18 protein-coding genes are annotated in these 18,303 nt (G+C 72.5%); 11 read left to right on the top strand and 7 right to left on the bottom strand.

The features are described 5' to 3' along the window. Positions 1-17: 17 nt before the first annotated feature. From ACRAKJ_RS34470 to ACRAKJ_RS34455, 4 genes are all read left to right on the top strand, one after another. Positions 18-1,391: an aminotransferase class V-fold PLP-dependent enzyme gene (locus tag ACRAKJ_RS34470; RefSeq protein WP_438919495.1), complete on the top strand. Its 1,374-nt coding sequence runs from the start codon at positions 18-20 to the stop codon at positions 1,389-1,391. A gap of 23 nt (positions 1,392-1,414) precedes the next feature. Further along, complete coding sequence (gene lspA, locus ACRAKJ_RS34465) at positions 1,415-2,011, top strand: signal peptidase II (RefSeq protein ID WP_438919496.1); 597 nt, start codon at positions 1,415-1,417, stop codon at positions 2,009-2,011. After that, entirely contained in the window at positions 2,008-2,940 is a 933-nt protein-coding gene (locus tag ACRAKJ_RS34460; RefSeq protein WP_438919497.1) for an RluA family pseudouridine synthase, read from the top strand. Before lspA ends, ACRAKJ_RS34460 begins: the two co-directional genes overlap by 4 nt. A 61-nt stretch (positions 2,941-3,001) precedes the next feature. Next, the gene (locus ACRAKJ_RS34455) at positions 3,002-3,244 is read left to right on the top strand and encodes a hypothetical protein (RefSeq protein WP_438919498.1); all 243 of its coding nucleotides are present in this window, start codon (positions 3,002-3,004) and stop codon (positions 3,242-3,244) included. Positions 3,245-3,296: 52 nt separating this feature from the next. On the opposite strand, the gene ACRAKJ_RS34450 is transcribed toward ACRAKJ_RS34455, so the two are convergent. Then, positions 3,297-4,190, bottom strand: a complete 894-nt coding sequence (locus ACRAKJ_RS34450) for an AsnC family protein (RefSeq protein WP_438919499.1) — start codon at positions 4,188-4,190, stop codon at positions 3,297-3,299. 146 nt (positions 4,191-4,336) lie between these two features. Here ACRAKJ_RS34450 and dnaE point away from each other — a divergent pair, with 146 nt between their 5' ends. The 3 genes from dnaE to ACRAKJ_RS34435 all read left to right on the top strand — a co-directional run bounded on the left by dnaE (position 4,337) and on the right by ACRAKJ_RS34435 (position 10,442). Beyond that, positions 4,337-7,867 carry a DNA polymerase III subunit alpha gene (gene dnaE, locus ACRAKJ_RS34445; protein ID WP_438919500.1) on the top strand — a complete coding sequence of 1,177 codons (3,531 nt, stop codon included), beginning with the start codon at positions 4,337-4,339 and terminating at the stop codon, positions 7,865-7,867. Positions 7,868-7,954: 87 nt separating this feature from the next. Then, positions 7,955-9,187 (top strand): cytochrome P450, encoded by a 1,233-nt coding sequence (locus tag ACRAKJ_RS34440; RefSeq protein WP_438919501.1) that lies wholly within the window; start codon positions 7,955-7,957, stop codon positions 9,185-9,187. After that, positions 9,174-10,442, top strand: coding sequence for an adenosylmethionine--8-amino-7-oxononanoate transaminase (locus ACRAKJ_RS34435; RefSeq protein ID WP_438919502.1), 1,269 nt, complete (start codon positions 9,174-9,176; stop codon positions 10,440-10,442). The genes ACRAKJ_RS34440 and ACRAKJ_RS34435 overlap by 14 nt, the downstream gene beginning before the upstream one ends. Here ACRAKJ_RS34435 and ACRAKJ_RS34430 read toward each other — a convergent pair. Both ACRAKJ_RS34430 and ACRAKJ_RS34425 read right to left on the bottom strand, forming a co-directional pair. Beyond that, positions 10,422-11,048, bottom strand: a complete 627-nt coding sequence (locus ACRAKJ_RS34430; protein ID WP_438919503.1) for a hypothetical protein — start codon at positions 11,046-11,048, stop codon at positions 10,422-10,424. The two genes, ACRAKJ_RS34435 and ACRAKJ_RS34430, sit on opposite strands and share 21 nt — an antisense overlap. Before the next feature lies 1 nt (position 11,049). Further along, a complete protein-coding gene (locus ACRAKJ_RS34425) occupies positions 11,050-11,289 on the bottom strand; it encodes a glutaredoxin domain-containing protein (RefSeq protein ID WP_438919504.1) in 240 nt (79 codons plus the stop codon). Between the two features lie 60 nt (positions 11,290-11,349). Between ACRAKJ_RS34425 and bioD the strand changes: the two genes are divergently transcribed. From bioD to ACRAKJ_RS34405, 4 genes are all read left to right on the top strand, one after another. Continuing rightward, on the top strand, positions 11,350-12,078 hold the full coding sequence (gene bioD / locus ACRAKJ_RS34420; protein ID WP_438919505.1) for a dethiobiotin synthase: 729 nt from the start codon (positions 11,350-11,352) through the stop codon (positions 12,076-12,078). A gap of 75 nt (positions 12,079-12,153) precedes the next feature. Continuing rightward, on the top strand, positions 12,154-13,170 hold the full coding sequence (gene bioB / locus ACRAKJ_RS34415; RefSeq protein WP_438919506.1) for a biotin synthase BioB: 1,017 nt from the start codon (positions 12,154-12,156) through the stop codon (positions 13,168-13,170). Beyond that, positions 13,167-13,385, top strand: a complete 219-nt coding sequence (bsaP, locus tag ACRAKJ_RS34410; protein WP_438919507.1) for a biotin synthase auxiliary protein BsaP — start codon at positions 13,167-13,169, stop codon at positions 13,383-13,385. Before bioB ends, bsaP begins: the two co-directional genes overlap by 4 nt. Positions 13,386-13,440: 55 nt before the next feature. After that, positions 13,441-14,037 carry a DUF2567 domain-containing protein gene (locus tag ACRAKJ_RS34405; RefSeq protein ID WP_438919508.1) on the top strand — a complete coding sequence of 199 codons (597 nt, stop codon included), beginning with the start codon at positions 13,441-13,443 and terminating at the stop codon, positions 14,035-14,037. Positions 14,038-14,045: 8 nt separating this feature from the next. Here the strand turns inward: ACRAKJ_RS34405 and ACRAKJ_RS34400 are convergent, their stop codons facing one another. The 4 genes from ACRAKJ_RS34400 to ACRAKJ_RS34385 all read right to left on the bottom strand — a co-directional run bounded on the left by ACRAKJ_RS34400 (position 14,046) and on the right by ACRAKJ_RS34385 (position 18,259). Further along, positions 14,046-14,843 (bottom strand): putative hydro-lyase, encoded by a 798-nt coding sequence (locus ACRAKJ_RS34400; RefSeq protein WP_438919509.1) that lies wholly within the window; start codon positions 14,841-14,843, stop codon positions 14,046-14,048. Continuing rightward, a complete protein-coding gene (locus ACRAKJ_RS34395) occupies positions 14,840-16,099 on the bottom strand; it encodes an MFS transporter (RefSeq protein ID WP_438919510.1) in 1,260 nt (419 codons plus the stop codon). Before ACRAKJ_RS34395 ends, ACRAKJ_RS34400 begins: the two co-directional genes overlap by 4 nt. A gap of 793 nt (positions 16,100-16,892) precedes the next feature. Continuing rightward, on the bottom strand, positions 16,893-17,573 hold the full coding sequence (locus tag ACRAKJ_RS34390) for an LON peptidase substrate-binding domain-containing protein (protein WP_438919511.1): 681 nt from the start codon (positions 17,571-17,573) through the stop codon (positions 16,893-16,895). Continuing rightward, positions 17,570-18,259: an NUDIX domain-containing protein gene (locus ACRAKJ_RS34385; protein ID WP_438919512.1), complete on the bottom strand. Its 690-nt coding sequence runs from the start codon at positions 18,257-18,259 to the stop codon at positions 17,570-17,572. The genes ACRAKJ_RS34390 and ACRAKJ_RS34385 overlap by 4 nt, the downstream gene beginning before the upstream one ends. Between the last annotated feature and the right edge of the window lie 44 nt (positions 18,260-18,303).

Genomic DNA, 18,303 nt, shown 5'->3' with positions numbered 1-18,303 from the left:
ACTCCCCGGAGGGTGTCATGACCGTCGCAGTCCCCAGGCCCACCACCGCCGTCACCACTGCCACCACGACCACTGCCAGCACGACCGCTGCCACTACCACCGCCGCCCTGCCCCGCGTCGTCGGCTCCGCGCTGCGCGTGCCGCTGGTCACCGGTGAGCGCGTCGAGTACGCCAACCTCGACCACGCGGCCAGCGCGCCGTGCCTGGAGCAGGTCCGCGACGCCGTCGACGAGCTGCTGCCCTGGTACGCGAGCGTGCACCGGGGCGCCGGCTTCGCCTCGCAGGTCTCCACCCGCGTCTACGAGCAGGCCCGCGCGTCGGTCCGCCGCTTCCTCGGCGCCCGGTCCACCGACGCCGTCGTGTTCACCCGCAACGCCACCGACGCGCTGAACCTGCTGGCCCGCAGCGTGCCGAAGCACACCGCCGTGCTGCTGTTCGACACCGAGCACCACGCCGCCCTGCTGCCGTGGCGCGGCCCGAACGTGCGCCGCCTGCGCACCCCGTCCTCGCCCGCCGCGGCCGTGCTGGAGCTGGACCGCGCGCTGCGCGAGGCCCCCGTCGGACCGCGCCTGGTCGTGGTGACCGGCGCGTCCAACGTGACCGGCGAGCTGTGGCCGGTCGCCGAGCTGGCCCGGGTCGCCCGCCGGCACGGGGCGCGCGTCGCCCTGGACGCCGCCCAGCTCGCCCCGCACCGCCCGGTCGACGTGCGCGCCCTCGACGTGGACTACACCGTGCTGTCCGGGCACAAGCTGTACGCGCCGTTCGGCTCCGGCGCGCTGGTCGGCCGCTCCGACTGGCTCCAGGCCGCCGAGCCGTACCTGGTCGGCGGGGGTGCCACGGCCCGCGTCACCGACCACGGCGACCGGCTGGGCGTGGCCTGGTCGGCGGTGCCCGAGCGGCACGAGGCCGGCACGCCCAACGTGGTCGGCGTGCACGCCCTCGCCGTGGCCTGCGACGTCCTCGGGCGGCACTGGGAGCGGGTCGCCGAGCACGAGCGCGTCCTGCTGGCCCGCCTGCGCGAGGGGTTGGCGACCGTGCCCGGCGTGCACGAGCTGGCCCTGTTCGGCGGCGGGCAGGACCGGGTCGGCGTGGTGAGCTTCACCGTCGGCGGCCAGGACGCCGGCTACCTGGCCGCGGCGCTGTCCGCCGAGCACGGCATCGGCGTGCGCGACGGCGCGTTCTGCGCCCACGTCGCCGTGCACCGGCTCACCGGGGGCGGGCGGGCCCTGCGCGCGTCCCTCGGCCTGGGCAGCTCGGAGGAGCACGTCGACCGGTTCGTGGCCGCGCTGCGCCGTCTCGTCACCGAGGGTTCGCGGTGGGCCTACGAGCAGCGCGACGGCCGCTGGGCGCCGTGCGACGACCAGCGCGCGCTCCCGCCGTTCCTGCGCTGAGCAGCGTGTTGGACAATGGCCGGGTGAGCACCGATCCCAGCGCCGAGCCGGCCGACGACGCCGACCAGCCCGAGCCGCCGCTGCCGAAGCGACGCGTCGCGCTGCTGGCGGTCATCGCGCCGATCGTGTTGGCGCTCGACGTCGTCGTCAAGGTGATCGCGGTCGAGGAGCTGGAGGGGCGGGAGCCGGTCGAGCTGTTCGGCGGCCTGCTGTACCTGCCGCTGATCCGCAACACCGGTGCCGCGTTCGGCATGGCCGAGGGCTGGACGGTGATCCTCGCGCTGATCGCGTTCGGCGTCGTCGGGTTCATCCTGTGGATCGCCCGCCGGCTGCGGTCGGTCGGCTGGGCCATCGGCCTCGGGCTCGTGCTCGGCGGCGCCACCGGCAACCTGGTCGACCGGGTCTTCCGGGCGCCCGGCCCGCTGCGCGGCGGCGTCGTGGACTACATCTCGGTGCTGGACCCCTGGGGCCGGGTCTTCCCGGTGTTCAACCTGGCCGACTCGGCCATCTGCGTGGGCGGCGGTGTCATCGTCCTGATGGCCCTGCTCCAGCGCGACTACGACGGGACGCGCGTGGAGAAGAAGAAGCCCGCCCAGGCGGAGAAGGAGGCGGGCGAATGAGCGGCTACCGCACCCTGCCCGTGCCCGACGGCCTGGACGGCATGCGCGTCGACGCGGGCCTGGCCAAGCTGCTCGGCCTGTCGCGCACCGCCGTCGCCGCGCTCACCGAGGCCGGTGACGTCGTGCTGGACGGTCAGGCCGCCGGCAAGTCCGACCGGCTCGTCGCCGGCGCCGTGCTGGAGGTCACCCTCCCCGAGCCCGAGCGGCCGGTCCAGGTGCAGGCGGTGCCCGTGGAGGGCCTGCTCGTGCTGCACGAGGACGACGACGTGATCGTGGTCGACAAGCCGGTGGGCGTGGCCGTGCACCCCAGCCCGGGGTGGACCGGCCCGACCGTGGTGGGCGGCCTGGCCGCCGCGGGCATCCGCATCGCCACCTCCGGCGCGGCCGAGCGGCAGGGCGTCGTGCACCGGCTCGACGTCGGCACCACCGGCGTCATGGTCGTCGCCAAGAGCGAGCACGCCTACTCCGCGCTCAAGCACGCCTTCAAGGAGCGCACGGTCGACAAGCTCTACCACGCGCTCGTGCAGGGCCACCCGGACCCGATCAAGGGCACCATCGACGCCCCCATCGACCGGCACCCCAAGCACGACTACAAGTTCGCCGTGATGGCCAACGGCAAGCCGAGCATCACCCACTACGAGGTGGTCGAGGCGTTCCGCGCCGCGTCCCTGCTGGACGTGCACCTGGAGACCGGCCGCACCCACCAGATCCGGGTGCACTTCTCCGCGCTGCGCCACCCGTGCGTGGGCGACCTGACCTACGGCGCCGACCCGGTCCTGGCCAAGCGCCTCGGCGTCACCCGGCAGTGGCTGCACGCCCGCAGGCTCGGCTTCCACCACCCGGCCGACGGCCAGTGGGTCGAGTTCACCAGCGAGTACCCGGCCGACCTCCGCGACGCGCTGGAGCTGCTGCGCGCCGAGGGCTACTGACCGCGAGCCGACCTCGCGTAGCGTGGTCCCGACGACACGCTCGTGAGGGGAGGTACGTGTGGTGTCCACGGGCGACGACGACCTGGATCTCACACCGCCGCGGGGTACCCGGCTGCCGGCCGCCGAGGGCGGCTGGAGCGTGGCCCCCGCCGTGATCGGGGGAGAGCTGCCGGAACCCGAACCGCTGCCGCCCGCCGCGCCGCCGACCACGCCGCCCGTCGCGGGTCCCGACCGGGGGGACGGGTCGCCGGCGGGGTCGGCGAAGCGCTCGTTCCTCGACCGGCTCCTCCGCCGGGACGGGTGAGGGAGCGGACCCGTCGCCCGCGGCGCCCGGCGTCCCGACCCGCCCGACCGGGTCAGTCGTCGATCGTCCAGACCAGGGTGTTGAGGTCGGTCTCCGGGCGGGAGCTCCAGCGGACCGAGAAGATCGCCGTGTCCTCCGGCAGCACGTAGACGGTGTGCCCGCCCGCCGTCTCGCCCGGCTGCACGCCGATCTTGTGCGGCGGCCGGGACGACAGGGAGACGGGGGCCTTGCCCACCGTCTCGCCGGTGGTCGTCATCAGCACCAGGTACATGTCGGGCAGCGCGGTGAACGGCACCTTGCCCGTGTTCGCCAGCTCCGTGTGCACGACCACGGCCCGCTCGCCGGCGGCCAGCTTGTAGCCGGCGGCGGTGAACAGGAAGTCCGCCGGGTCGACGACCTCCACCAGCTGGATCGTGAACCGGGCGCCCTCCAGGCCCTCGGTCTCCAGCGTGCTGCCGATCTTGCCGGTGCGCGCCCGCGGGGCCGGCTGCTGGTCGCCGCGCGCCCAGCCCGACGTGCCGGGCACGCCCCACACGCTCATCGGCTCCGGGGCGGGCACGGGGCCCGACTGGTGGGGCTGCGGCTGCGGCTGGGCGGGGAAGGGCTGGCTGGGCGGGCCCTGCGGCGGCGCGTACGGCGGGTAGGGGCCGGACGGGGTGCCCGCCGCTCCCGGGTACGGGCCGCTGGGCGTGCCGCGCACCTGGCCGGCCGGGGGACCCGAGTAGTTGCCCCAGGCCACGCTGTTGGCGAGGGCCTTGCGGATGCCGTTCGGGTCGCACTCGACGCCGACCAGCAGCGGCAGCCCGCTGCCCGAGAGGGTGATCAACCGGGTGGCCGCCTCGCGGGGGTCCATGCCCAGCTTGGCCGCCAGCTCGTGGACCGCCGCCCGGCCCGACTCAGCGAGCAGCGCGAGCAGACGTGCGTCGACTGGGTCCGGCGTCACCACACCCGAAACGCTACCCGTTCACGGGGATCCGCGCGGCATCGGCCCGTCGGGTGGTGGTCCCTTCCACGTCCGGACTAGTGTGCTGCGGGCGGCGCTCTCGTCTCCGCTGATGGCTCGTTGTACGTGGTATACAAGGGGGTTTGGGCGTGGCTGACTCGTTTGTGCACCTCCACGTGCACACCGAGTACTCGATGCTCGACGGCGCGGCGAAGCTGAAGGACATGTTCGCCGAGTGCGAGCGGATGGGCATGCCCGCCGCCGCCATCACCGACCACGGCAACATGTACGGCGCCTACGACTTCTACCGGCAGGCGAAGGCGGCCGGGGTCAAGCCGGTGATCGGCATCGAGGCGTACCTCGCCCCCGAGTCCCGCTTCAACAAGAAGCGCGTGCTGTGGGGCGACCCGGGGCAGAAGTCGGACGACGTCTCCGCCAGCGGCGCGTACACCCACCAGACCATCTGGGCCCGCACCAACGAGGGCCTGCACAACCTGATGAAGCTCTCCAGCCGCGCCTCCACCGAGGGCCAGCTGGGCAAGTGGGCCCGGATGGACGCCGAGCTGATCGCCGAGCACTCGGCCGGGCTGATGGCGACCACCGGCTGCCCGTCCGGCGAGGTGCAGACCCGCCTGCGGCTGGGCCACGAGCGCGAGGCGCTGGAGGCCGCCGCCAAGTGGCGCGACATCTACGGCGCGGACAACTTCTTCGTCGAGCTGATGGACCACGGCATCGAGATCGAGAGCCGGGTGCGCGGCGGCCTGGTGGAGATCGCGAAGAAGCTCGCCATCCCGTTCGTCGTGACGAACGACTCGCACTACACCTACGCCGAGGACCGCGAGGCGCACGAGGCGCTGCTGTGCGTGCAGACCGGCAAGACGCTCCAGGACCCGAGCCGGTTCAAGTTCGACGGCACGGGCTACTACCTGAAGTCGCCGGAGGAGATGCGCGCCATCGACTCGTCCGACGCCTGGCAGGAGGGGTGCCGCAACACCCTGCTGGTGGCGGAGAAGGTCGACACGACCGGCATGTTCGCCTTCCAGAACCTCATGCCGCGCTACCCGGTCCCGGAGGGCAAGACCGAGGCCGAGTACTTCCGCGAGGAGGTCTGGGCCGGGATGCGCCGCCGGTTCCCGGAGGGCGTGGACGAGGTCCACGAGAAGCAGGTCGAGTTCGAGATCGGCGTCATCCTCCAGATGGGCTTCCCGTCGTACTTCCTGGTGGTGGCCGACTTCATCAACTGGGCCAAGGCCAACGGCATCCGCGTCGGCCCGGGCCGCGGTTCCGCCGCGGGCGCGCTCATCGCGTACGCGATGGGCATCACCGACCTGGACCCGCTGGCGCACGGCCTGATCTTCGAGCGGTTCCTCAACCCGGACCGCGTCAGCCCGCCCGACATCGACATCGACTTCGACGAGCGCCGGCGCGGCGACGTGATCCGGTACGTGACCGACAAGTGGGGGGCCGACAAGGTCGCCCAGGTGATCACGTTCGGCACGATCAAGGCGAAGGCGGCGATCAAGGACTCCGCCCGCGTGCTGTACGGGCAGCCGGGCTACGCGGTGGCCGACCGCATCTCCAAGGCCATGCCGCCCGCCGTGATGGGCAAGGACATCCCGCTGTCGGGCGTGTTCGACCCGCAGCACAAGCGGTACTCCGAGGCCGCCGAGGTCCGGGCGCTCTACGAGACGGACCCGCAGGTCAAGGAGATCATCGACACCGGCCGCGGCCTGGAGGGCCTGATCCGCAACGCGGGCGTGCACGCCTGCGCGGTGATCATGTCCGCGGAGCCGCTGACGGACCACATCCCGGTCTGGATGCGCCCGCAGGACGGGTCGATCATCACCCAGTTCGACTACCCGACGTGCGAGACGCTCGGCCTGCTGAAGATGGACTTCCTGGGCCTGAGCAACCTGACCACGATCGACGACACGCTCAAGAACATCGAGCTGAACGGCAAGCCGCCGGTCGACCTCGACCACCTGGGCCTGGACGACAAGAAGACCTACTCGCTGCTGTCGAAGGGCGAGACGCTGGGCGTGTTCCAGCTGGACGGCGGGCCCATGCGGGACCTGCTGCGGCTGATGCGCCCCGACAACTTCGAGGACATCTCGGCCGTGGGCGCGCTGTACCGCCCGGGGCCGATGGGCGCGAACTCGCACACGAACTACGCGCTGCGCAAGAACAAGCTCCAGGAGATCACGCCGATCCACCCGGCGCTGGCCGACGCCCTGGAGGACATCCTGGGCACGACGTACGGCCTGATCGTGTACCAGGAGCAGGTCATGGCGATCGCGCAGAAGCTGGCGGGCTACTCGCTCGGCCAGGCGGACCTGCTGCGCCGCGCCATGGGCAAGAAGAAGAAGGAGATCCTGGACAAGGAGTTCGCCGGCTTCGAGAAGGGCATGCTCGACAACGGCTACCCGGCCGACGCGATCAAGACCCTGTGGGACATCCTCGTCCCGTTCGCGGACTACGCGTTCAACAAGGCGCACTCCGCCGCGTACGGCCTGGTCTCCTACTGGACCGCCTACCTGAAGGCGAACTACCCGGCCGAGTTCATGGCCGCCCTGCTCACCACGAACTCGGACAACAAGGACAAGTCGGCCATCTACCTGGCCGAGTGCCGCCGGATGGGCATCACCGTGCTCCCGCCGGACGTCAACGAGTCCGAGCGCGAGTTCGTCGCGGTCGGGGACGACATCCGGTTCGGCCTGGGCGCGATCCGCAACGTCGGCGCGAACGTGGTCGACGCGATCATCGCCACCCGCAAGGAGAAGGGGAAGTTCACCGACTTCTCCGACTTCCTGCGCAAGGTCGACGCGCAGGCGTGCAACAAGAAGGTCGTCGAGTCGCTGATCAAGGCGGGCGCGTTCGACTCGCTCGGCCACCCGCGCAAGGGCCTGCACATGGTCCACGTCGAGGCGGTCGACGCGATCATGCTGACCAAGAAGGAGGAGGCGCGCGGCCAGTTCGACCTGTTCGGCGACGGCGGCGGGGACGACGGCGCGTCGGTGTTCGACGTGAAGATCCCCGTGGAGCACTGGGAGTCCAAGCACCAGCTCACCCTGGAGCGGGAGATGCTGGGCCTGTACGTGTCGGGCCACCCGCTCAACGGCGTGGAGCAGATCCTCTCGTCGTACTCGGACACCTCGATCGCGCGCATCCTGGAAGGCGACGTGCCGGACGGGCAGCAGGTCACGCTGGGCGGCATCCTCGCCTCGGTGACGCGCCGGGTGAACAAGAACGGCGAGCCGTGGGCGTCGGCGATGCTCGAAGACCTCGCCGGCGGCATCGAGGTGCTGTTCTTCCCCAAGAGCTACGTCGTGCACGGCATGTCCGTGGCCGAGGACGCGATCGTGCTGGTCAAGGCGCGGGTGGCGAAGCGGGACGACCGCACGTCGCTGATCGCCAACGACCTGGTCGTGCCGGACCTGGCCGAGATGGGCTCGCAGGCGCTGAAGCTGAAGCTGTCCGCGTCGCGGTGCGACCCGAAGCTGGTGACCTCCCTCAAGGAGGTGCTGCGCGCCCACCCGGGGTCGACCGAGGTGCACCTGAACCTGATCATCAACAGCAGCCGCAACACGCTGCTGAAGCTGGACGACGCGCTCCGGGTCGCTCCCACGCCGTCCCTGATGGGCGATCTGAAGGCCCTCCTCGGACCGGGGTGCTTGGGCTGATCGGGTGATACCCGCGGGATGCGGGGACACGAGAGCCGCTCGCTTCGTTTGAGTGAACAGGGTTAACTCAAATGAGGAGGGTTCCCCGTGGGGGAGAAGATCGCCGGACTCGAAGTCCTGGGCGAGGAGTACTACGCAGACCCGCACGCCTTCCACGCCAGGCTCCGCGAAGAGGGGGCCGCGACCGAGATCGTGACCCCGCGCGGGTCGCGGGCGTGGCTGGTGACCCGCTACGACGAGGCGCGGGTCGCGCTCGCCGACCCGCGCTTCAGCAAGGACTACGAGGGCTTCCCCGAGGTGGTGGAGAAGTCCCGCGTCGTCGAGGGCGGCGACGTGGTCGCCTTCGAGGAGGCCCTCAGCCGGCACATGCTGAACATGGACCCGCCGGACCACACGCGGCTGCGCAAGCTCGTCACCAAGGCGTTCACCGCGCGCCGGGTCGAGCAGCTGCGCGAGCGGGTGCAGGAGATCACCGACGAGCTGCTCGACGCGGTGCCCGCGGGCGAACCGGTCGACCTGGTCGACGCCCTGGCGTTCCCGCTGCCCATCACGGTCATCTGCGAGATGCTCGACGTGCCGCTCGACCGGCGCGACGAGTTCCGCGAGTGGTCGAACGTGCTGGTCAGCGGCGGCGTCGAGCCGGGCGACATCGAGGCGGCGGGCAAGGCGATGGGCGCCTACCTGTACCAGCTCGTCGAGCACAAGAGGGCCAACCCGGGTGACGACTTCTTCTCCGCGCTGATCCACGCGGACGAGGACGGCGACCGGCTCGACCACCTCGAACTGATCTCGATGGCGTTCCTGCTGCTGGTCGCCGGGCACGAGACGACGGTCAACCTGATCGCCAACGGCGTGCACCACCTGCTGCGCCACCCAGACCAGCTCGCCGCGCTGCGCGCCGACCCGTCGCTGCTGGCCGGCGCGGTCGAGGAGGTGCTGCGCTTCGAGAGCCCGGTCAACCAGGCGACGCTGCGCTACACCACCGACGACGTCGAGCTGGGCGACGTGGTCATCCCGGGCGACAGCCTCGTCCTGGTGTCGCTGCTGTCCGCCAACCGCGACAGCGGGAGGTTCCCGGACGCCGACCGGTTCGACATCACCCGCCCCGGCGGCGGGCACCTGGCGTTCGGCCACGGCATCCACTTCTGCCTGGGCGCGCCGCTGGCCCGGCTGGAGGGGCAGATCGCGATCGGCACGCTGGTCGACCGGTTCGACGTGACGCCCGCCGCCGACCTGGACGCGCTGCCGTGGCGGCCGGGGACGTTGATCCGGGGCCTCGTCCGGCTGCCGGTTAACCTCACGCCCCGTGGACCGCGATGATCTGCTGAAGCTGGACCGGGCGCACGTCTGGCACCCGTACGGCCCCATGCCGGGCACCCTGGAGCCGCTGGTGGTCTCCTCGGCTTCAGGGGTCCGGCTGCGGCTGGACGACGGGCGCGAGCTGATCGACGGCATGTCGTCCTGGTGGGCCGCCATCCACGGCTACCGGCACCCCGTGCTCGACGCGGCGGTGCGCGACCAGCTCGGCCGGATGAGCCACGTCATGTTCGGCGGCCTCACCCACGAGCCCGCCGTGGCGCTGTGCGCGAAGCTCGTGGAGATCACGCCCGCGCCGCTGGAGCACGTGTTCCTGTGCGACTCGGGGTCGGTGTCGGTCGAGGTCGCGGTCAAGATGGCCCTCCAGTACCAGCGCTCCCGGGGCAGGCCGGCGAAGCGGCGGCTGCTGACCTGGCGCGGCGGGTACCACGGCGACACGTTCCAGCCGATGTCGGTGTGCGACCCGGAGGGCGGGATGCACTCGCTGTGGCGGGGCGTGCTGCCCGAGCAGGTGTTCGCCCCCGCGCCGCCGCGCGAGCTGGAGACCGACTACGTGCGGGTCCTCGCCGACCTGGTGGAGGAGCACGCCGACGAGCTGGCCGCCGTCGTCGTGGAACCGGTCGTGCAGGGCGCGGGCGGCATGAGGTTCCACGACCCGCGCTACCTGCACGTGCTGCGCGAGCTGACCCTGGCGCACGACGTGCTGCTGGTCTTCGACGAGGTCGCCACCGGCTTCGGCCGCACCGGGGAGCTGTTCGCCGCCGACCACGCCGGGGTGAGCCCCGACATCATGTGCGTGGGCAAGGCCCTGACCGGCGGCTACCTGTCGATGGCGGCGACCCTGTGCACGGCGGCGGTGGCCGACGGCATCTCGCGCGGCGAGGTGCCCGTGCTCGCCCACGGCCCGACGTTCATGGGCAACCCGCTGGCCTCCGCCGTGGCGCTGGCCTCGACGGAGCTGCTGCTGTCGCAGGACTGGCGGGGGGCCGTGGCGCGCGTCTCGGACGGGCTGCGCGCCGGGCTCGCCGGCGCGCCCGGCGACGTGCGGGTGCTGGGCGCGATCGGCGTGGTGCAGCTCGACCACCAGGTCGACGTGGCCGCCGCCACCGCCGCCGCCGTCGAGCGCGGGGTGTGGCTGCGGCCGTTCCGGGACCTGATCTACACCATGCCGCCGTTCATCAGCACGGACGACGACGTGGCCGCCATCTCGGCCGCCGTGGTGGCCGCGGCCGGGGCGTCACATGCGCAGCAGCGTTGACGCCCAGACCAGCAGCAGGGACGAGTAGCCGATGCACAGCCAGCCGACCCAGCCGTCCCCCACGCCCTCCAGGCGGGGGAACAGCTTGATCAGCAACGCCGCGAGCAGGGCCAGCACCACGACGGCCAGGGGGACGATGAGCAGGCCGTACGCGCTCGCGTACACGCCCGCCCAGTAGTCGGCGGGCAGCGCGGTGGAGTCGGCGAACTCGCTGGGGAAGCACGCCAGGGCGACCGGCGTCCACGCCCACGCCGTGGTGAGCAGCCTCTTCCGCACCTCGGGGCCCGCCGTCGCGCGGTTGACGACGTAGACGCCCCACGCCATCACCGCGCCGCCGCCGTACAGCCAGCCGGCGACGGTCGACAGCACCGGGACCCGGCCCACCAGCACGCCCACCGCGGGGATGAGCTCGCCCCACAGCAGGAAGTGCAGCCCGACGACGAGGCCGACCCCGCCGAAGACCACGAGGACCTGCGTGCCGCCGCCCTGCCGGTTGAACCAGTTCCGCTGCGCCCGCACGGCCTGCCGCGCGGCGGTGTACGCCGTCTCGTCCCGCTCGCGCTGACCGCTCCGCTGACGCCGCTTGCGCCGGCCGGGCTTGCCCACGTCAGGTCCCGACCGCGGCGGCCAGCTCGGTGTTCGTCGGCTCGACCAGGACGCGACCGCCCGGGAGCACGACGACCGGGATGTTCTTCCGGCCGCCGGCGAGCTCGACGGCGCGGTCGCGGGCCGCGTCGTCGTGCTCGACGTCGACCTCCGTGAACGGCACTTCGTGCTCCCGCAGCCACGCCTTCGCCCGGCGGCAGTCACCGCACCAGTTCGCACCGTAGAGGACGATCTCACCCATGGCGGTGACTGTAGAACGCGGACGACCGCCACGCTCCGCGTACGCCTAAGGTGAGGGCCCGTGAGCGTCCTCGTGATCACCGGCACGGGCACCGAGGTCGGCAAGACCGTGGTCGTCGCCGCCCTGGCGGCCCTGGCCTCCGCCGACGGCCGGCGGGTCGCCGTGCTCAAGCCCGCGCAGACGGGCATCGCCGACGGCGAACCGGGTGACCTGGCGGAGGTGGTCCGGCTCGCCGGCCCCGTCACCACCCGTGAGCTGCGCCGCTACCCCGAACCGCTGGCCCCGGCCACGGCCGCGCGCCGCTCCGGGCTGCCGACCGTGCACCCCGGCGAGGTGGCCGCCGCCGCCGCGGAGCTGGACGCCACGCACGACCTGGTGCTCGTCGAGGGCGCGGGCGGGCTGCTGGTGCGCTTCGACGAGGCCGGCTCCACGATCGCCGACGCCGCGTGGGCCCTCAACGCCCCGGTGCTCATCGTCGCCCAGGCGGGCCTGGGCACGCTGAACACGACCGCGCTGACCGCCGAGGCCCTGCTGCGGCGCGGCCTGGAGTCGGTGGGCGTCGTGGTGGGCCGCTGGCCCGCCGAACCCGACCTCGCCTCCCTCACCAACCTCGTCGACCTGCCCGAGGCGGCCGGCGCGCCGCTGCTCGGCGCGCTGCCCGACGGCGCCGCGGCGCTCGGCCGGGCCGAGTTCACCGACGTGGCCCGGGCCGGCCTGTCGCCGTGGTTCGGCGGCACGTTCGACCCGGACGAGTTCGCCGCCCCGCACCCGTGCCGACCCGACCAGTGACGTACGTCGCTGTCTGCCGGGTGGTCCGTGCGGCAGACTGACCGCCGGACCACCGTCGACGATGGAGGAGAAGTCGTGACCGCAGCCCCTGAACAGGTCGATGTCCTCGGCGTCGCGCGCGAGCAGGTGCTGGAGCAGGGCGTCGGGCTGTCCGAGGAGCAGGTGCTCGAAGTCCTCCAGCTGCCCGACGAGCGCATCCCCGACCTGCTGGAACTGGCGCACGCCGTGCGGATGCGCTGGTGCGGGCCGGAGGTCGAGGTCGAGGGCATCGTGTCGCTCAAGACCGGCGGCTGCCCGGAGGACTGCCACTTCTGCTCCCAGTCCGGCCAGTTCCCGTCCCCGGTGCGCTCGGCGTGGCTCGACATCCCGGGCCTGGTCAAGGCCGCGCGGCAGACCGCCGAGACCGGCGCGACCGAGTTCTGCATCGTGGCCGCCGTGCGCGGCCCGGACAAGCGCCTGCTGTCGCAGGTCCGCGACGGCATCAAGGCCATCCGCGAGGACGGCAACGACATCCAGATCGCGTGCTCGCTCGGCATGCTCACCCAGGAGCAGGTGGACGAGCTGGTGGCGATGGGCGTCCACCGCTACAACCACAACCTGGAGACGGCGCGCTCCCACTTCCCCAACGTGGTCACCACCCACTCGTGGGAGGAGCGGTGGGACACGCTCACCATGATCCGCGAGGCGGGCATGGAGGTGTGCTGCGGCGGCATCATCGGCATGGGCGAGACGCTGGCGCAGCGCGCCGAGTTCGCCGTGCAGCTGGCCGCGCTGGAGCCCGACGAGGTGCCGCTGAACTTCCTCATCCCCAACCCGGGCACCCCGTACGAGAACTACCCGGTGGTCGAGGGGCCCGACGCGCTGCGCGCGGTCGGCGCGTTCCGGCTCGCCCTGCCCCGCACGATCCTGCGCTTCGCGGGCGGCCGTGAGCTGACCTTCGGCGACCTGGGCGCGAAGCAGGGGATGCTCGGCGGCGTCAACGCCATCATCGTGGGCAACTACCTGACCAACCTCGGCCGCCCGGCGCAGCAGGACCTGGACATGCTGACCGAGCTGTCGATGCCGATCAAGGAATTGAGCAAGACGCTGTGACGACGGGTACCGGGGCGGCGGTTGCCGTGACGTACTGCGGCTACTGCGGCGGCGAGCTGGCCGTCGCGGACCACTCGCCGTGCGCGGCGCGGTTGGGCGTGATCGACCCGCCGCGCTTCTGCGCCGCGTGCGCCCGCCGGATGGTGGTGCAGGTGACCCCGGCCGGCTGGACCGCCACGTGCAGCCGTCACGGGGAGATCACCTCCGCGCGGTAACCTGCCCTGCATCGGTCACGGGTGCGGTGGCCGCGGGGTGCAGGGAGGTCGTCGGGTGGCGGAGCAACCGGTGGACGAGCGGGTCGCCCCGGTCCGGGTGCCACCCGTGCCGACGTTCGAGCACTACTACGTGGTGCGCCGGCCGCGGGTCGTGGTGAAGCGCGACCTGCTGCCCGCGTTCTCCGTCCTGTCGGCCGTCGCCCTGGTCGGGCTGCCCGCCGGGTGGCTGTGGGCGTGGCTCGCGCCGGGGCAGAACGTCGTCGTGCAGGAGGACGCCTCGCTGGTCCCGGTGACCGGCGAGAGCTACCACCGGCTCGACGGGCTGATGCTGTTCGTGCTGATGGGGTTGGTCGTGGGGCTGCTGACCGGCATCGCGGTGTGGATGCTGCGCGAGCGGCGCGGCCCCGTGGTGATGCTGGGCGCGGTGCTGGGGTCGACGGTCGCCGGGTTCCTGGCGCAGCGCACCGGGCTCGGCACGGCGGCCGGCGACTACGCGCTCGGCGCCGCGCCCGAGGTCGGTGACGTGATCGCGCTGGCCCCCGTCCTGGAGACGTGGTGGGGACTGCTCGCGTGGCCCCTGGGCGCGGCGCTGGCCTACGGCTGCCTGGCCGCGTGGAACGGGTTGGACGACCTCGGTCGGCGGCTGGGCTAGCCGGTTCCTCAGAGCGCGTACGCGGTGTCGCGCACGTCGGTGACGAACATGTGCCCCGGCGCGTGGGTGATCGCGAACGGCGGCTTCGACGCCATGACCGCGGCCTGCGGGGTGACGCCGCACGCCCAGAACACGGGCACGTCGCCGTCGTGCGGTTCGGTGGGCTCGCCGAAGTCCGGCGCGCCCAGGTCGGCGATGCCCAGTGCGGCCGGGTCGCCCACGTGCAGCGGCGCGCCGTGGACGGCGGGCATCCGGGCGGTCACCTCCCGCGCCGTGCCCACCAGGTCGGCCGGGACGTAGCGCATCGAGACGACCACCGGCCCGTGCAGCCGCCCGGCGGGGCGGCACGCGAGGTCGGTGACGTACATCGGCACGTTGCGGCCCTGCTCGACGTGGCGGAGCGGGACGCCGGCGGTCCGCAGCTGCGACTCGAAGGTGAAGCTGCACCCGATGAGGAACGCCACCAGGTCGTCGCGCCAGAACGGCGTGGCGTCGGTGAACTCGCCGCGCAGCAGGCCGTTCTCCCACACGCGGTAGCGGGGCAGGTCGCGCATCAGGTCGGCGTTGTCCGCCAGCGCGGTCGTGGTGCTCCCGGCGTCGGTGACGTCGAGGACCGGGCACGGCTTGGGGTTGCGCTGGGTGAACAGCAGGACGTCGTACGCCCAGTCCGCGGGCACCGCGATCAGGTTGGCCTGGGCGTAGCCGTCGGCGAGGCCGGCGGTGGGGCCGGTGTGCGTGCGCCGGACCTCCGCCGGGGACAGGGCCGCGGGGGTCGTCGTGGCCGGGTTCGTCGTGTTCGGGGTCATCGCAGTTCCACGCCCTTCGTCTCCGGCAGGCCCAGCAGGGCGAGCACCGCGATGCCGTAGCCGATGGCGCCGAACACCATCGCGCCGCCGACGCCCATCGTGGTCGACAGGAAGCCCACCGCGGTCGGGAACAGCGCGCCCATGCCCCGGCCGAAGTTGTAGGTGAAGCCCTGGCCCGTGCCGCGCAGGTCGGTCGGGTACAGCTCGGCCAGGTACGAGCCGAACCCGCTGAAAATCGCCGACGTGCTGAAGCCGAGCGGGAACGTGACGAGCAGCAGGATGCCGTTCCCGCCCGCCGGGATCTGGGTGAACGCCACCACCAGCAGCGCGCTCAGGACCGCGAAGAGGGTGAAGGTGCGCTTGCGGCCGAGCCGGTCGGTCAGGTAGCCGCCGGTGAGGTAGCCCGCGAACGCGCCGCCGATGAGCAGGGTCAGGTAGCCGCCGGTGCCGACGACGCTGAGGCCGCGTTCGGTCTTGAGGAACGTCGGCACCCAGCTCGCGAGCGTGTAGTAGCCGCCCTGGACGCCGGTGGCGAGGAGCGCGGCGAAGAACGTCGTGCGGCCGAGGGGGTTGCGGAAGATCTCCCGGAAGCTGCCCTTGCGGGTGCTGGTGCCGAGGGCCGCGTCGGCGCGCGGGGCGTCCTGGATGTTGCGGCGGATGTAGAAGACGAGCACGGCGGGGATCGCGCCGGTCCAGAACAGCACGCGCCAGGCCGTGTCCTGCGGCACGAAGGTGAAGACGGCGGTGTAGACGACCACGCTGAGCGCCCAGCCGACGGCCCACGAGCTCTGGATGAACGCCACCGTGCGGCCCCGGTACTGCGGTTTGCAGTACTCGGCGACGAGGATCGCGCCCGCCGCCCACTCGCCGCCGAAGCCGAGGCCCTGGAGGGCGCGGAAGACCATCAGCATCTCGTAGCTGGTGGCGAAACCGCAGGCGACCGTGAAGACGGCGTAGGTGATGACGGTGATCATCAGGGTGCGGACGCGGCCGATGCGGTCGGCGAGGATGCCCGCGACGGCGCCGCCGATGGCCGAGACGACCAGGGTGACGGTGTTCAGCAGGCCCGCTTGGCCCTGGCTGATGCCGAAGTAGGCGGTGATGGCGAACAGGCCCAGGGGGAGGACCTGGAAGTCGTAGGCGTCGAGCCCGTAGCCGCCGAACGCGCCTATGAACGCCCGTTTGCCGTTGCGGCCGAGCGTGTGGAACCACGCGAACGGCCCGGTGGCGGTGGGGGTGGTGTCGGTGGTGCTCATGTCGGGATCACCTCGCTGCCAGAGGGGTGTGCCGTGGGACACACGCTAGAGGATTGTTGAACAATCCCACTAGAGGGCAATAGGACGAATCAACACGAGAACAACTTTCACGACCGCCCTGCGCCTGCGAACGCGCAAAACCCCGGCCTTCCCGCGGCGGAGGCGGAGGAGAGGGCCGGGGTGGCGGAGAAGAGGCGGGCCAGCGCGGGCCTGTGACCAGGCGTTCAAGGCCGAAGGGGAGATGGGGATGGGCGGCGGTCGCAGGCCCGGAGTCCGGGGCCAGGGGCCAGGGCTGGGTGGCGGTCGCGCGAGGCCGGACTCGGAACCGAGGTAGAGACGGGGGCAGGGGCCGAGACCGGGCGCGGGGCCGAGACCGGGCGCGGGGCCGAGACCGGGCGCGGGGCCGAGACCGGGCACGGGGCTGGACAAGAGCCGCAGAACCGCAGGGCTGGAGCCGGGGTTGGGAAAGGGACGCAGAGCCGCAAGGCCGGGGCCGGGCGAAGGGTGCGGGGCTGGAGCTGAGGCTGGACTGGGTTGCGCAGCCAGGGCGGGAGAGGGGGGAAGGCCGCCGGAGCGAACCGAAATCGAGGACTGGGACCAGGGTTGACCGGGCCGGGGGCCGACCAGACCAGGGTCGACCGGAGCCGGGGGCTATCGGAGCCGGGGGCTATCGGGCCGGGATCGACTGGGGCGAGGGCCACCGGTGCCGAGGACTGCCGGACCGGGGCCGACCGGGATCGGGGCCGACCGGGATCGGAGCCTACCGGGACCGGGGGCTACCGACCCGGGGTGGTCAGTTGCGGTGGGGGAGGTGGCCCAGTTCGGACAGCGGGGCGGGGACGGCGCTCAGGGCGGTCAGGATTCCGGCCTCGCGGTGCATGACCTTGCGGATCAGGCGCAGCCTGCGGGCCGGGGAGGTCTCCTCCAGCAGGTGCTGCCGGTCCTCCATGGTGAGCAGGCAGTCGGCGGCCAGGGCGTAGGCCAGCTCGTCCGGGGTCGTGTCCTCCGCCGGCGGCCGGTGGCCGTTGCCCTGGTAGGCGGCTTCCCGGTAGCGGCCGTGGGCGGCTCTCGCGCTGGCCGCCAGCACGGGCATCACGGCTTCCAGCTCCGGCGGCGTGGCGGTGTCGGGCAGCCACTCGACCGAACCGACCAGGTACGGCGCGCTGTCCTCGTCCACCTCCAGCAGGCGGAACCGCCGACCGCCGAGCGTGGCCAGGTCGAAGCGGCCGTCCGGCAGGCGCTTCGCGTCCTGGAGCACGGCCGTGCAGCCGACCACCTGGAGCGCCTCGATGTTCTCCGCCCCGACCTCCCAGCCCTGCTTGATCGACACAACGCCGAACGTCCGCTCCGGTACCGCGCCCGTCACGAGGTCCACCGTCAGCTGGCGGTACCTCGGCTCGAACACGTGCAGGGGGAGGGACGCCCCGGGCAGCAGCACGGTGCCCAGCGGGAACAGGGGGAGCGTCGTGGTCACGAACCCAAGCTACGGGTGGACGGTGGCCGCAGCACGGCGAACGGGTCCGTGACCCGCATTTCGCCCGACACGAAGCGGAACAGCGCCGCAGGTCGGCCGCCGGACGGGCCGGGCGGCGCGGTGGCACCGGTGGGTTCGAGCAGGCCCCGGCGGGACAGCACGCGCTGGAGGTTGGTCGCCGACACCTTGTAGCCCAGGGCCGCCGAGTACAGCGACCGCAGCGCGGAGATCGTGAACTCCGGCGGCGCCAGCGCGAACCCGAGGTTGGTGTAGGACAGCTTGGACGCGAGCCTGCTGCGCGCCCGGCGGCAGATGGACTCGTGGTCGAACGCGGTGGGGGGCAACGAGTCCACCGGGTGCCACTCGGTGTCCGACGGCACCACCGGGTCGATGTCGGAGGGCACCAGGCCGAGGAACGCGGTGGCCACGACGCGGGGTCCGGGCACCCGCCCGGGGTTGCTGAAGACGGCCAGCTGCTCCACGTGTGACAACTGTCGCACGTCGACCTTCTCCGCCAACTGGCGCCGGATCGACGACTCCACGTCCTCGAAATCGCCCAAACCGCCCCCGGGCAGTGACCAGCGGTGAGCGTGCGGTTCCCGCGCGCGTCGCCACAACATCACCTGGAGTGATCCGGCTCTCACCTGGAGCACTGCGGCCAACACCTCATGTCCCGCGAGACCCACCGGCTGATACTATCGGCAGCGTTTTCGACCGATAGGCGAAAACC

The sequence above is a fragment of the Saccharothrix sp. DSM 118769 genome, from assembly GCF_052936295.1.
This window is presented reverse-complemented; position numbering and strand designations above follow the sequence as displayed.